Source organism: Escherichia sp. MOD1-EC6842 (assembly GCF_002965705.1).
GTDB lineage: Bacteria > Pseudomonadota > Gammaproteobacteria > Enterobacterales > Enterobacteriaceae > Escherichia > Escherichia ruysiae.
Window position 1 is genome coordinate 1 of the sequence record NZ_PTRF01000025.1, and the last position, 14,088, is coordinate 14,088.

At 50.9% G+C, this 14,088-nt stretch carries 13 protein-coding genes; 7 read left to right on the forward strand and 6 right to left on the reverse strand.

The genetic code is table 11. From position 1 onward, the window contains the following. Positions 1-223: 223 nt before the first annotated feature. Positions 224-733 carry a YbgA family protein gene (locus tag A7Z29_RS20845; protein ID WP_105290758.1) on the forward strand — a complete coding sequence of 170 codons (510 nt, stop codon included), beginning with the start codon at positions 224-226 and terminating at the stop codon, positions 731-733. After that, positions 730-2,148, forward strand: coding sequence for a deoxyribodipyrimidine photo-lyase (gene phrB / locus A7Z29_RS20850; RefSeq protein ID WP_105290759.1), 1,419 nt, complete (start codon positions 730-732; stop codon positions 2,146-2,148). The genes A7Z29_RS20845 and phrB overlap by 4 nt, the downstream gene beginning before the upstream one ends. A gap of 125 nt (positions 2,149-2,273) precedes the next feature. On the opposite strand, the gene dtpD is transcribed toward phrB, so the two are convergent. Then, complete coding sequence (dtpD, locus tag A7Z29_RS20855) at positions 2,274-3,755, reverse strand: dipeptide permease DtpD (RefSeq protein ID WP_105290760.1); 1,482 nt, start codon at positions 3,753-3,755, stop codon at positions 2,274-2,276. A 270-nt stretch (positions 3,756-4,025) separates the two neighbouring features. On the opposite strand from dtpD, the gene ybgI reads away from it, so the two are divergent. Genes ybgI through nei form a run of 5 tightly spaced genes read left to right on the forward strand, consistent with a single transcriptional unit; the run spans position 4,026 to position 7,925 of the window. Continuing rightward, the gene (ybgI, locus tag A7Z29_RS20860; RefSeq protein WP_000798867.1) at positions 4,026-4,769 is read left to right on the forward strand and encodes a radiation resistance protein YbgI; all 744 of its coding nucleotides are present in this window, start codon (positions 4,026-4,028) and stop codon (positions 4,767-4,769) included. A 22-nt stretch (positions 4,770-4,791) separates the two neighbouring features. After that, complete coding sequence (pxpB, locus tag A7Z29_RS20865) at positions 4,792-5,448, forward strand: 5-oxoprolinase subunit PxpB (protein WP_105290761.1); 657 nt, start codon at positions 4,792-4,794, stop codon at positions 5,446-5,448. Beyond that, a complete protein-coding gene (gene pxpC, locus A7Z29_RS20870; protein ID WP_000912703.1) occupies positions 5,442-6,374 on the forward strand; it encodes a 5-oxoprolinase subunit PxpC in 933 nt (310 codons plus the stop codon). The genes pxpB and pxpC overlap by 7 nt, the downstream gene beginning before the upstream one ends. Beyond that, a complete protein-coding gene (gene pxpA / locus A7Z29_RS20875) occupies positions 6,364-7,098 on the forward strand; it encodes a 5-oxoprolinase subunit PxpA (protein WP_105290762.1) in 735 nt (244 codons plus the stop codon). Before pxpC ends, pxpA begins: the two co-directional genes overlap by 11 nt. Positions 7,099-7,133: 35 nt before the next feature. After that, positions 7,134-7,925, forward strand: a complete 792-nt coding sequence (nei, locus tag A7Z29_RS20880) for an endonuclease VIII (RefSeq protein WP_105290763.1) — start codon at positions 7,134-7,136, stop codon at positions 7,923-7,925. Here nei and A7Z29_RS20885 read toward each other — a convergent pair. From A7Z29_RS20885 to A7Z29_RS20905, 5 genes are all read right to left on the reverse strand, one after another. Continuing rightward, entirely contained in the window at positions 7,922-8,968 is a 1,047-nt protein-coding gene (locus A7Z29_RS20885) for an AbrB family transcriptional regulator (protein WP_105290764.1), read from the reverse strand. The genes nei and A7Z29_RS20885 overlap by 4 nt on opposite strands. 151 nt (positions 8,969-9,119) lie before the next feature. Next, entirely contained in the window at positions 9,120-10,181 is a 1,062-nt protein-coding gene (locus tag A7Z29_RS20890; protein WP_105290765.1) for a fimbrial protein, read from the reverse strand. After that, positions 10,178-10,906 carry a fimbrial biogenesis chaperone gene (locus tag A7Z29_RS20895; RefSeq protein ID WP_105290766.1) on the reverse strand — a complete coding sequence of 243 codons (729 nt, stop codon included), beginning with the start codon at positions 10,904-10,906 and terminating at the stop codon, positions 10,178-10,180. Before A7Z29_RS20895 ends, A7Z29_RS20890 begins: the two co-directional genes overlap by 4 nt. A gap of 14 nt (positions 10,907-10,920) precedes the next feature. Further along, on the reverse strand, positions 10,921-13,380 hold the full coding sequence (locus A7Z29_RS20900) for a fimbria/pilus outer membrane usher protein (protein WP_198599429.1): 2,460 nt from the start codon (positions 13,378-13,380) through the stop codon (positions 10,921-10,923). Positions 13,381-13,430: 50 nt separating this feature from the next. Then, positions 13,431-13,997 (reverse strand): fimbrial protein, encoded by a 567-nt coding sequence (locus A7Z29_RS20905; protein WP_105290767.1) that lies wholly within the window; start codon positions 13,995-13,997, stop codon positions 13,431-13,433. Positions 13,998-14,088: the final 91 nt, after the last annotated feature.

Below are 14,088 nucleotides of genomic sequence, written 5' to 3' on the forward strand. Positions count from 1 at the left end.
CAATACAATTAATAGTGAGATAATCAAGCATTGAGAACTGTTACTTCCTAAAAATAAAAAAAAGTACAAAAATTAATGCGGCTCGGAAAATAGTGGAATAATTCACGCTCAGATGAAGTTGATAATATTTTTACCAACAAAATGCTTCCCCGCAAAAACGCTGCCCCACAAATATCATTCTCCATCGTCTACACTTACTCCTGTAAACCGCTCAGGAGCAGTAATGAATCAGCAACTTTTTGATGAAAGCATCCTAATCCGTATCTTCGCGCTTCACGAGTTACACCGTCTTAAAGAGCGAGGCTTAACTCGCGCGGCGCTTCTCGATTATCACAGCCGCTATAAACTCGTATTTCTGGCTCATTCTCAGCCCGAGTACCGCAAGCTCGGCCCGTTCGTGGCAGATATTCACCAGTGGCATAATCTGGAGGAGTATTACAACCAGTATCGCCAGCGCGTAATTATTTTGCTTTCTCACCCCGCCAACCCGCGCGATCACACCAACGTTTTGATGCACGTTCAGGGGTATTTTCGTCCCCATCTTGATTCCACAGAACGTCAGCAACTGGCGGCGCTTATCGACAGTTATCGATGTGGCGAGCAACCGCTTCTTGCGCCGCTGATGCGTATCAAACACTATATGGCGCTTTATCCTAATGCCTGGCTTTCAGGGCAACGTTATTTCGAACTTTGGCCGCGTGTTATTAACTTGCGCCATGCAGGAGTTTTATGACCACCCATCTGGTCTGGTTTCGCCAGGATTTACGTCTGCACGATAATCTCGCGCTGGCTGCTGCCTGCCGCAATTCGTCTGCACACGTGGTGGCGCTGTTTATTGCCACACCGCAGCAGTGGGCAGCGCATAATATGTCGCCGCGTCAGGCTGAACTTATCAATGCTCAACTGAACGGGCTACAAATCGCGCTGGCGGAAAAAGGTATTCCTTTGTTATTTCATGAAGTGGATGACTTTGCTGCCAGTGTCGAAATGGTTAAACAGGTGTGCGTGGAAAACGGCATTACCCATTTGTTTTATAACTATCAGTATGAAGTGAATGAGCGAGCGCGGGATGCTCTGGTTGAGAAAACGCTTTGTAACGTGGTGTGTGAAGGATTTGATGACAGCGTGATCCTGCCACCTGGCGCGGTGATGACCGGTAACCATGAGATGTACAAAGTCTTTACGCCATTTAAAAATGCCTGGCTGAAACGGCTGCGGGAAGGGATGCCGGAGTGCGTCGCTGCACCAAAAGTACGTAGTAGCGGATCGATAGACCCCGCACCATCCATTTCGCTGAATTACCCTCGTCAGCCTTTCGACACAGCATATTTCCCGGTGGAAGAAAAAGTGGCGATTGCGCAATTACGCCAGTTTTGCCAGAACGGAGCAGTGCTGTACGAGCAACAGCGTGATTTCCCGGCAGTGGAAGGCACCAGCCGTTTGTCCGCTAGTCTGGCAACGGGAGGATTATCGCCTCGCCAGTGTTTACATCGCCTGCTGGCGGAACAACTGCAGGCGATGGAGGGCGGGGCAGGTAGCGTCTGGCTTAATGAGTTGATTTGGCGCGAGTTTTACCGTCACCTGATAACGTATTACCCCTCGCTGTGTAAACATCGTCCGTTTATTGCCTGGACTGACCGCGTACAGTGGCAAAGCAATCCCGCGCATTTAAAGGCCTGGCAGGAAGGCAAAACGGGATACCCGATTGTCGATGCCGCCATGCGTCAGCTTAACAGCACTGGCTGGATGCATAACCGTCTGCGGATGATCACAGCTAGCTTTCTGGTGAAAGATTTGTTGATCGACTGGCGCGAAGGGGAGCGGTATTTCATGTCGCAGCTGATTGATGGTGATTTGGCAGCCAATAACGGTGGCTGGCAGTGGGCGGCTTCCACCGGAACCGATGCTGCGCCGTATTTTCGTATTTTCAACCCGACAACCCAGGGCGAGAAATTTGACCGCGAAGGCGAGTTTATCCGCCAGTGGTTACCGGAGCTGCGCGATGTGCCGGGAAAATCGGTGCATGAGCCGTGGAAGTGGGCAGAGAAAGCGGGTGTGAAGCTGAATTATCCAGAGCCGATTGTCGATCACAAAGAAGCGAGAGTACGAACGCTGGCAGCGTATGAGGCGGCGAGGAAGGGGAAATAACAGACGCGTCGGGCAATTGTGCCCAGTTGCCGGATGCGGCGTGAACGCCGTATCCGGCCTGATAGTGCAAATTTAATGAGCCATTCAGGCGTGATAAGACGCGTCAGCGTCGCATCAGGCGCTTATTAAGACTCCAGCGCCAGCGCGCGGTTTCTGAATTTCAGCGTCTGGTACAGCCAAATCATCAGTACCAGTCCTACACACGCCAGTGCGCCCCAGGTGATTTGATCAAACACTTCAATATATGCATTGATGGAATAGTTGATCGCCCCGGAAGCATCAAACGAAGCTTGCGATGTCTGATCGGCAATGACGCCAGCCAGATAGTTCGCAATCGCGCCGGAAAGCAGCATATAAATTCCGGTTAATACGCCGGTCACGCCGGGGATTTCAATACGCGTAATTTGCGACATGGCTACCGGATCGATAAACAGTTCGGCAAAGCCCATCACTGCCAGCCCCAGAACCATCAGCGGCAGGGAAGAGTGTCCATACATCGCAGACCAGCGGGCGCTTAAGGTCAGAATGCAGAATCCGGCGCTCATCAGACCGAGGCCAAGAGCAAATTTTCCCCAAATGCGCACGGTACGATTTCCCGCGACGCTCTCTTTTACCACCCACGCAAGGAACACCCCACACAGCATGACCGCGAAGGCATTAATCGACTGGAACATCGCCGTAGGAACGGTATAACCGAAAATATCGCGGTTAACGAAACGGTCAATATAAAGGCTAATCGAACTGCCGCCCTGTTGTGCGAAGGCCCAGAACAACATACTGAAGAAGGTAAGGGTAACAATCAGCCCCAGTTCTTTACGCTGTTTCTGATTTTCTGCCTGGCGATAAATTTTTGCCAGCACCGCCAGTCCAATCACCGTGGCAACAACTAAGGCGTATACCGACCATTCTTTCCAGAACAATACAGTAATCAGCGCAGGTGTTGCGACCAGCAGAACCAGCAGCCATCCCCAGTTCGGCAGGAGAAAGTTTTTCGCACACAGCACCTCCTTATTAACGCCCCGGGTATGAGCGAAGTGACGATTGCCGCATAAGAAAATGACCAGCCCGGCGATCATCCCGACCGCAGCCAGGCCAAAGCCCATTGCCCAGCTGTATTCTTCCTGGGCGTAACCACAGGCGATAGGGGCGATAATAGAACCCACGTTACCTGCCGCATACATCAGCGAGAAACCGCCATCACGACGCGGATCGGTTGGCTCATAGAGTTCGCCAAGCAGGCAACTGACGTTGGATTTAAACAGGCCATAGCCGCAGACGATAATCGCCAGCGACAAATAGAGGAATGTCGGATGGATCTCGCTGGCGCCCAGCACCAGATGCCCGATCGCCATCAACAACGCTCCCAGCATTACCGCCATACGGTTGCCGAGCACTTTATCGGCCAGGAAACCGCCAAGAATTGGCGTGACATATACCAGTGAACAGTAGGCACTGAATAACGCGTAAGCGTGGGTATCGTTGTACTTCAGTTGATTGGTGAGATAGAGAATCAGCAGGGCGCGCATTCCGTAGAAGCTAAAATATTCCCAGATTTGTAGCGCGACAACGTAGTAGATAGCGCGCGGCTGTGATGCGTGTTTATTCATAATAATTCCACAGTTGGATGCGACGCCACGTAATAAAAGCGCGGTGTGCGTGTGTTTCCTTAAAGTTAAAACCTTGATACAGATCTGATTATTTATGCAATATGCTGTCTGCTTGCATAAATATACATGAACTGAGGTGTGGTGAAATAAACAATTTGCGCCTTTTGGCGTCGGGTTTGTTTCTTAATATGTCAAAAGATTGGCTATCGACGAACAGGCGAGGTAACGCTATGTTAACGGTGTAGCTATCAGAATACGGAAGGCGCGAAGATGAAAAACACCGAACTGGAACAACTGATTAACGAAAAACTGAACAGCGCGGCGATAAGTGATTACGCGCCGAATGGTTTGCAGGTGGAAGGCAAAGAGACGGTGCAAAAAATTGTTACCGGTGTCACCGCCAGCCAGGCGCTGCTCGATGAAGCGGTGCGTCTGGGCGCGGATGCGGTCATTGTGCATCATGGCTATTTCTGGAAAGGCGAATCGCCGGTCATTCGCGGCATGAAGCGTAACCGTTTAAAAACCTTGCTGGCGAATGATATCAACCTGTATGGCTGGCATCTGCCACTGGACGCACATCCGGAGCTGGGTAATAACGCACAACTGGCGGCGTTACTGGGGATCACGGTCATGGGCGAAATTGAGCCGTTGGTGCCGTGGGGCGAACTGACCATGCCTGTGCCGGGGCTGGAACTGGCTTCCTGGATTGAAGCGCGTCTGGGACGCAAGCCGTTGTGGTGTGGCGATACCGGACCTGATGTAGTGAAACGCGTCGCCTGGTGCACGGGCGGCGGGCAAAGTTTTATCGATAGCGCCGCGCGTTTTGGTGTGGATGCATTTATTACTGGCGAAGTTTCTGAACAGACCATTCATTCAGCCCGCGAGCAGGGATTGCATTTTTATGCCGCAGGTCACCATGCCACTGAACGCGGCGGTATTCGCGCGTTGAGCGAGTGGCTGAATGAAAATACCGATCTTGATGTGACCTTTATTGATATTCCTAATCCTGCATAACGAATAATCAGAGGGATCGAAAGTGCAACGAGCGCGTTGTTATCTGATAGGTGAAACGGCGGTAGTGCTGGAACTGGAACCGCCAGTGACGCTGGCTAGCCAGAAACGGATCTGGCGACTGGCGCAGCGTCTGGTGGATATGCCGAATGTGGTGGAAGCCATTCCCGGCATGAACAATATCACGGTGATTTTGCGCAATCCTGAGTCGCTGGCGCTGGATGCCATTGAGCGTTTGCAACGCTGGTGGGAGGAGAGTGAGGCGCTGGAACCGGAGTCACGCCATATCGAAATCCCGGTGGTTTACGGCGGCACTGGCGGGCCGGATTTGGCGGTGGTCGCGGCGCATTGTGGGTTGAGCGAAAAACAGGTTGTTGAATTGCACTCCTCCGTGGAATACGTGGTCTGGTTTTTAGGTTTTCAACCGGGCTTCCCGTATCTCGGGAGCTTGCCGGAACAACTACACACGCCACGGCGCGCTGAACCGCGCTTGCTCGTTCCGGCAGGTTCTGTCGGGATCGGCGGGCCGCAGACCGGTGTTTATCCGCTGGCAACGCCGGGTGGCTGGCAGTTGATTGGTCATACCTCACTCAGCCTGTTTGATCCGGCGCGTGACGAACCCATCTTATTACGTCCTGGAGATAGCGTGCGCTTTGTGCCGCAGAAGGAGGGAGTATGTTGAAAATTATTCGTGCGGGGATGTATACCACCGTGCAGGATGGTGGTCGTCACGGTTTTCGCCAGTCGGGTATCAGCCACTGCGGCGCACTGGATATACCCGCGCTGCGCATTGCTAATCTGCTGGTGGGGAATGATGCCAACGCTCCTGCACTGGAAATTACGCTCGGTCAGTTAACGGTTGAATTTGAACGCGATGGTTGGTTTGCCCTGACCGGCGCAGGTTGTGAAGCGCGGCTGGATGATAACGCCGTCTGGACCGGCTGGCGCTTGCCGATGAAAGCAGGCCAGCGTTTAACCCTTAAACGTCCGCAACATGGTGTTCGTAGCTATCTGGCGGTGGCGGGCGGTATTGATGTCCCGCCAGTGATGGGGTCATGCAGTACCGATCTCAAAGTGGGGATTGGCGGGCTGGAAGGGCGTTTACTAAAGGATGGTGACCGACTCCCGATTGGCAAAGCGAAGCGGGATTTTATGGAAGCACAGGGCGTTAAACAGCTACTGTGGGGCAACCGCATTCGCGCCTTGCCGGGGCCGGAATATCATGAGTTCGATCGCGCCTCGCAGGATGCATTCTGGCGTTCGCCCTGGCAACTTAGCCCGCAAAGCAACCGGATGGGCTACCGCTTGCAAGGGCAAATCTTAAAACGCACCACCGATCGTGAACTGTTATCTCACGGTTTGCTGCCGGGCGTGGTGCAGGTGCCGCATAACGGGCAGCCCATTGTGCTAATGAACGACGCGCAAACCACCGGCGGTTACCCGCGCATTGCCTGCATTATTGAAGCCGACATGTATCATCTGGCGCAAATCCCACTCGGACAGCCCATTCATTTTGTCCAGTGTTCACTGGAAGAGGCACTAAAAGCGCGGCAAGATCAGCAACGTTATTTCGAACAATTAGCGTGGCGGCTGCACAATGAAAATTGACCTGAACGCCGATCTGGGCGAAGGCTGTGCCAGTGACGCTGAACTGTTAACGCTGGTTTCCTCAGCCAATATTGCCTGTGGATTTCATGCAGGCGACGCGCAAACCATGCAGGCTTGCGTGCGTGAAGCAATAAAAAATGGCGTAGCGATTGGCGCGCACCCGAGTTTTCCCGACAGGGAAAATTTTGGTCGTAGCGCCATGCAACTGCCGCCGGAAATGGTTTATGCCCAGACGCTGTATCAAATTGGTGCGCTGGCAGCGATTGTCCGTGCAGAAGGTGGTGTGATGCGCCACGTCAAACCGCACGGTATGTTGTATAACCAGGCGGCGAAAGACGCACAACTGGCAGACGCCATCGCCAGAGCGGTATACGCTTGCGATCCGGCATTGATTCTTGTCGGGCTGGCGGGAAGCGAGCTGATCCGTGCAGGCAAGCGTAATGGCCTGACAACGCGCGAGGAAGTGTTTGCCGATCGCGGTTATCAGGCTGACGGCTCGCTGGTGCCGCGAAGCCAGCCAGGCGCGTTGATTGAAAACGAAGAACAGGCGCTGGCGCAAACGCTGGAGATGGTGCAACACGGCAGAGTCAAAGGTATCACCGGTGAATGGGCGAAGGTCACGGCGCAAACGGTCTGCCTGCATGGCGACGGCGAGCACGCACTGGCGTTCGCCCGCCGACTACGCGCTACATTTACCAAAAAGGGGATTGTTGTCGCAGCATAATCCCGCTGAACAAAGAACGAAAAAAGGATATCACCATGCCTGAAGGCCCGGAGATCCGCCGTGCAGCGGATAACCTGGAGGCGGCGATCAAAGGCAAACTACTAACTGATGTCTGGTTTGCCTTCCCGCAGTTAAAACCGTATCAATCACAACTTATTGGTCAACACGTCACCCATGTGGGAACTCGTGGTAAGGCGTTGTTAACTCATTTTTCTGATGGTTTAACGCTCTATAGCCATAATCAGCTTTACGGCGTGTGGTGCGTGGTTGATACCGGCGAAGAGCCGCAGACCACGCGGGTGCTGCGGGTAAAACTGCAAACGGCTGACAAAACCATTCTGCTTTATAGCGCCTCGGATATTGAGATGTTGACCCCGGAACAACTGACCACACATCCGTTTTTACAACGCGTTGGCCCCGATGTGCTGGATCCGAATCTGACGCCGGAGGTGGTGAAAGAACGGTTATTATCGCCGCGCTTTCGTAATCGGCAGTTTGCTGGATTACTGCTCGATCAGGCGTTTCTGGCAGGGCTTGGCAATTATTTGCGGGTGGAGATCCTCTGGCAGGTCGGGTTGACCGGAAGTCATAAAGCGAAAGATCTCAATGTGGCGCAACTGGATGCACTCGCGCACGCGCTACTGGATATTCCGCGTCTTTCTTACGCTACGCGGGGGCAGGTGGATGAGAATAAACATCATGGGGCGCTGTTTCGCTTTAAAGTTTTTCATCGTGATGGCGAGAAGTGCGAACGCTGTGGCGGCATCATTGAGAAAACCACGTTGTCATCGCGCCCGTTTTACTGGTGTCCAGGCTGCCAGCACTAGGCCGACCGCTTCGGCGCATAAGTTGAAATAAACCGTGCAATGGCAGGCCCCGTCAGCAAAATACTGAACAAGCGCAGGGTTTGCATCGCCATGATGAACGCCATATCGGCATTGCTCCCTGCGGCGATGACCGCCACCGTATCAAGCCCGCCGGGGCTGGTGGCGAGATAGGCGGTCATAAAATCAATATGCATAAACCGGGTCAGCCCCCACGCCATACCCGCACAAATAGCCAGCAGAGCAAAAATCGACAGCAGGATTTGCGGTAGTGGGCGCAATGCCCGCAGTAATATTTGTTTATCGAAACCAAGACCAATCCGCCAGCCAATTGCCATATACGCCATCGCCAGCAGCCATTCTGGTAGTTCGATGGTGATGAGCTGACCAGACTGGAGCACTGCGCCCGCCAGCATCGGGATGAGCATCGTGCCGGAAGGAAGACGTAGCAGGCATCCCACTGTACCGGCAACCACTGCGAGCAAAATCGTAAGCATAAGATTAATGCTCACTGGCGGGAACCAGATGATCTGTTGATTAACCGCTTCAGCGTTATCGCCCAGCATCATCCGCGTAACCAGAACTGCCGCACCTGCGACAAACAGTACCCGCAGATATTGCATAAACGCCACCAAGCGGATATCTGCGCCGTAATCCTGCGCCATAGCGACCATTGCCGCTGCGCCGCCGGGGGAGGAACCCCAGGCACCGGTATTCCCAGGCAGTGAGCTATAGCGCACCAATAACCAGCCCACGATGGCGCTGGAAAGCAGCGTCACCAGTAAAATAGCTAACACGATCGGCCAGTTAACGGCCAGGGTGGTGAGAATCGAACCAGTGAGGTTTTGCGCAATCATGCAGCCAAGAATGGCCTGCGCAGCAAGAAAAGCGGAGCGAGGGAGTTGCAGAGTCATTCCGCGCATACTGAAGATGATCCCGGCGATCATCGGCCCAAGTAATAGCGCCGCCGGGAGATGTACCGCGAGGAAGCCAATAGAAAGGAGAAGTGATAGTACACATAACATTCCCCACTGCAAAACTGGCATCCTTCGCTCCTTCATTATTATCTCTTTGGTGTATCGATACAGCATAAAGAAAGCCGGGTCTGGAAAAAATAACGGTAATCAAGGAAAAGGAGGAAATGAGTAATTATCTGAATGCGATACCCTTCTCGACTGAAAAGGGCATCATCTCGATTCAGTTGTAGTTAATCTTAAAAAGCACCACAGTATCGAAGGGACCAGCCTCGATGGGGGTGCCTGGTATGGATGACAATTCGGCGGTAAAGTTTTTTTCATAAACTAACATGTCGCTGGTGAAATCGGCATATTCGCTGTATTTATTGAAGGTATAGGGCGAGGCGTTTTCGTCCAGTAAACGTAGTTTAAGTCCATTACCAATCAACAATGCTTTATCTTCTTCAACCAACGTTTCTTCGGTATAAAACGAGGAACTGACTTTAAATCCGTCGGTGCACTGGTCATTTTGTGATTTCGTCGTCTTAATACTAAAATTTTTCGACATCGTGTGACGGCGAATATCCAGTACGTTAAATTTACCAAAATCAATCACCTGTGTTTCAGGCGAAATAGAAAAGTTAACGCTGCAATCCAGTACACGAATGTTTTCCAGACCGGTAATGTGATATTTCAGGTTTTGGGCAGAAGGATCTTCATTAACACTGCCAGCGCCATCGAATTGCACCACAATATAGTCGCTCAGCGTACTTTGATAATCATGCGGCGGCATTTCACGAACTTTAACATAGAGCCGCATACGAGCGAGAAATGTACGCGACATATGAATATTGTTGGAATCGCCGGAACAAATCTTATTTTGCCACCCCATAGCAATGATCTGCTCTGGTGTGTAGATATCAATTTTCTTGCTGTCGATACACTGGTTGGTGTCGATTCGACTTTTCCCGAGACTGGCATCGTAATCAACGCCGTTATATGTTACGCCAAGTTGATAATAGCGATCCTGCATTCCGGGGTAGGGGTTTACCCAGGCATAAACATGCTCGCTTTCAAAGTTGCCGTTAGTATTGTTGTCACAATAGACGGGAATTTTAATATCGTCAGATTCCCAGATTTTATCGCCAGGTTTAGCATTGCCCGGCACAGCAAAGGGTTGAATAGCTTCTGATTTTTCTACAGATCCGCCAGATGAGCTAAAATAGCAGTTCAGCGCCAGCGCAGACTTCAACGGCAGAAATAACAGACAGATAACGAACAACAATCCCTTGCCAGCACTCATTTTGCCTCCACTGCTTGTAAACGACATTGTCCGTTACAGTTCAGAGTATTCATCCGTAATGCGCCGTAATCATCCATGTAACCCAGGTAAAATTGATTACCGTTATAGCTTCCTGTATGAGTTGTGACGGTGCTAAAAGGGGCAATCATCACCGATTTAAAACCGGGGAGCACACCTTTATCATTTTGCCCAAGATAGGCAATCGTCAGGTAATAGGCGGTAGGGTTTTTCAGGGTAAGTTCGTTGCCCTTCTGGCTAACCTGTAACTGTAACTCTATGTGTTCACCTGTTTTCTTGCGCAATGCCGCAGGTCGCCAGAACAACTTAATACGGCTTTGGATCGCGACCTGAAGTATCGCATGGTCGCTGCTTTTATCCGGCGCTGGCGGAATTTCGCGCATGTTGTAGTAAAATAGCGTTTCACGATCGCCGGGCAACTGTGTGGTTGACGCTTGCTTTACAATCCGCACCTGCGATGTTGCTTTTGGTTCCAGGCGCTGTATTGGTGGCAGGGCGACCAGAAGATCGTCGCTTTTCTCCCCTTTATCATTTTCTATCCAGGAATATGCAAGGTAAGGCAGTTTGTCACTCTGGTTTTCTATGCGCAGGCTGGTGGCTTTGTCGTTGGCGTTAAACACAACTCGTGTGCGATCGGGTTGCACTGCAGCGTTGCTACCCAGGCTGACAGCTAACAGAATCAGGGGCAATCCTTTAATAAATGTCATTCTCTTTTCCTTAATTAATGACAAGGTAAAATCAGGCGTTTGGTCGTGTCTTCCAGACGTTCTGGCAGATGAATAATGCAACTTTGTTTATCGCCCCAGAGCACGGTAAATTGCTGGTTTTCAGCTACTCCGCCAAGCCAGGCATGGCCTTCCTCGCTAACCATACCGACACTGATTCCACTGCCATTCTGCTGAATATTGGCACCGAGAGGGGGATAGTGACCGCTGGCGTCGCGAATAATAATGTTAACGTCTTTACCAGAACGGGAAGCCAGCGATTTGTAACCAATAGCGCCTTCAATCCACGTTTCTTTGATGATATTTTCAGCAACCGTTACGCCATCAGGTAAATCATTCATGTTGACTGCCACGGTGGAAGGTTGGTAACTGGAAATTAGCGGCACTACCGCAATACCAAAATGGTTGGTGTAGTCGAGATTACCCTGAACCGGAATATTTGCCACGCCGTCGGTGCTGACCATCAGCCGAGGCTCATTGGTTGAACTGCGGCGATGGAAGGCTGCGCCATATTGAGTGGCGGTAAAGGAACCGCTCCAGCTACTGCTGACAGAGCTGTAATCATTGGCGGCATAAGTGCCAGACAAATCCCATTCGCCGGCTGAACTCAGGTGTTGATAGTTACCACTCACCTGGGCGCCATTGTCAGGACGGTCGGATTGCAGCCCGGCAGACATGCCCCAGCTATTACGTTCATCCAGCGTATCGTTCCACGACATGCGGTGCGTGGTGCTGTTACTACTGTTTTGCATGTCATAGCCGACTCGACCACCGTTACCGACAGGTAATGAAATCGACAGGTAAATCTGGTTGTCGCGATCTTTGTCTTCGTAGTGGGTTGTGTTGAATGACGTCGAGATCGATATATCTTTCCAGTCACCGATATCAATATTAAAACCTGCCGTTATGTTGGCGGTCGTGGAGGTATTTGCGTTCCACCAGGTCTGATGTAACAGGTTGGCGTACAGGTTGAGGTTCAGAGGGGTTATCGGTTGGCCTACTGATAAGCTGATCGTCTGTTTTTCGTCTTGTGCATCGTTGTCGTTGTATTTGTGATCCAGATAGTTGGCGTAGCTGTGAAAATGACGATCGGAGAAGCGATAAGCAGCGAGTGAAATCGTACTATTTGTGGCGTCCACTTGTTTGCTGTAATTGAAACGGTAGCTTAAGCCCCGCTCGTCCTGCTGGGTATCAAATTGGCTACTGGCCCAGGTGACATCAAATGACAACGCCCCCAGCCAGAGCATATTTTGCCCGATGCCTATTGCGCCAGAATGGTAGTCATCTCCGGAGAGTAGCAAACCGCCATATAACGAGGTATTCGAGAGCATCCCCCAGGATATTTCATTACTAAAAAAGGTTTCATTTTCAGTTTGATGAGACATTGAGGTTCGCGGCTGACCAACAGCAAGTTTATAGCGAACCTGACCCTGGCGCGTCAGGAAGGGCGTCGAGGCGGCCGAAACCTGAAAGTTGTTCACCCGACCATCGTCTTCCGTCACTTTGACATCCAGCGTGCCCTGAACAGACTGATTGAGGTCATCAATAATAAACGGGCCTGGCGGGACTTTTTTCTGATAAATAACTCGCCCCGAATGACTTACGGTGACAGTGGCGTTGGTTTGCGCGATACCGCTGATTTGTGGGGCGTAACCACGCAATTCCCAGGGCAACATCCGGTCATCGCTGGTCAGTGCCGCACCGGTATAAGAAAAACCGTCGAAAATATTGGAACTAAAATCAGTTTCGCCCAGGGTTAATTTCGAACCTAATTGCGGTAGTGGGCGAAAAAGATAAGTACGTGATATTCCGCCGCTCTGGTCGTGGGCATCGTCGCTTTCGGAGCGGCTCAGCTGGTAATCGCTGCGTAAGCGCCATGCACCCATGTTAATACCGGCAGTACCGTAAGCGTTCAGGTTGGTGTTGCTGCTACTGCCCTGTGGACGGTAGTTGCTGGCAAACAGGTTGTAGTCCATTAGGACGCCGGCTACACCTTCTTTCCATGTTGATGGCGGCATCCAGTTTTCTGAGTGCCATGCCAGCCACGCTTGCGGAATGGTGATATTGAGTTGCTGATTGGCTTGATCGAAATTGAAGAGTATTTCTGGATGCGAACTAAAATCAACACACTGATTTATCTGTACTAATGATTGACGGAAGTCTGGTTTTAAACCAAATTTATCCACCAGTGATTCATCGATGCACGGAATGGTTTTATCTCCGCTTTTTTGCCAGCTAATTTTTTGCCCGTTACTTATTTGGTTATTATTAACGGTAATGCTAACAAAATATTCACCGGGGGCAATCACCCCTTTGTCTTTTAATAATGAAATATCAATGCTATCACGCATCGATTTGTCGAGGACGCTCAGGTTAAATTCGACCGCCAGCGCGGACGGCATTACCATCGTCAGGCAGGAAATAAAAGAAAGTCGATAAATATTCACGGTGTCCATACCTGATAAATATCTGCAGAAAGGCGGCTACGTCGCCGCCATAATTATTCTTATTTATAATCCAGAACGTAGGTCGCGTTAGCGGTTACGGCACCGGCAGTGACATTGACTGCATTGTCAATTTGTTCCATCCAGGCAAAGAAGTTCAGCGTTTGTTCTGTTGAGCTTGCATCCAGGTCGAGGTCTGGCGCAGCTGTACCCAATACGATGTTTGTGTCATTTTTGTCCATCAGTCTTACGCCGACACCTGTTGCTTCGCCAGCACTGATATTGCTCAACAGAGGTGTTGCCCCCGTCGTTTTAGCCGAACCGTCGAAGGTTACGGCAACTTTGGATATTGGCGAACCGCTACCATTATCAGAACCTGGCAGGTCACAGTTTATTAAGCGAATGTCGACGGCCACTTTATTGCTGTGATGATCCCGGTTTATATGGGTTGTCGTGACTTGTCCAAGGTCAATATTTTTATCAACATCATCTGGATGAATGTCACAAGGTGCTTCAATAATTTCACCTTTAAAGTGAATTTCACCAGAGCCTTCGTCTGCGGCATAAACAGGAGCAGTGAACAACAGAGATACGGCCAATGCGGCCAATGTTTTTTGTCCTTTAAACATAACAGAATCCTTTAAGGAAATAGAAAAATAGTATAGCTCTACCAGATTATCTGATTTTGCGTGTGGAGTGTTTTTAGTTTTGCTTAAAAAT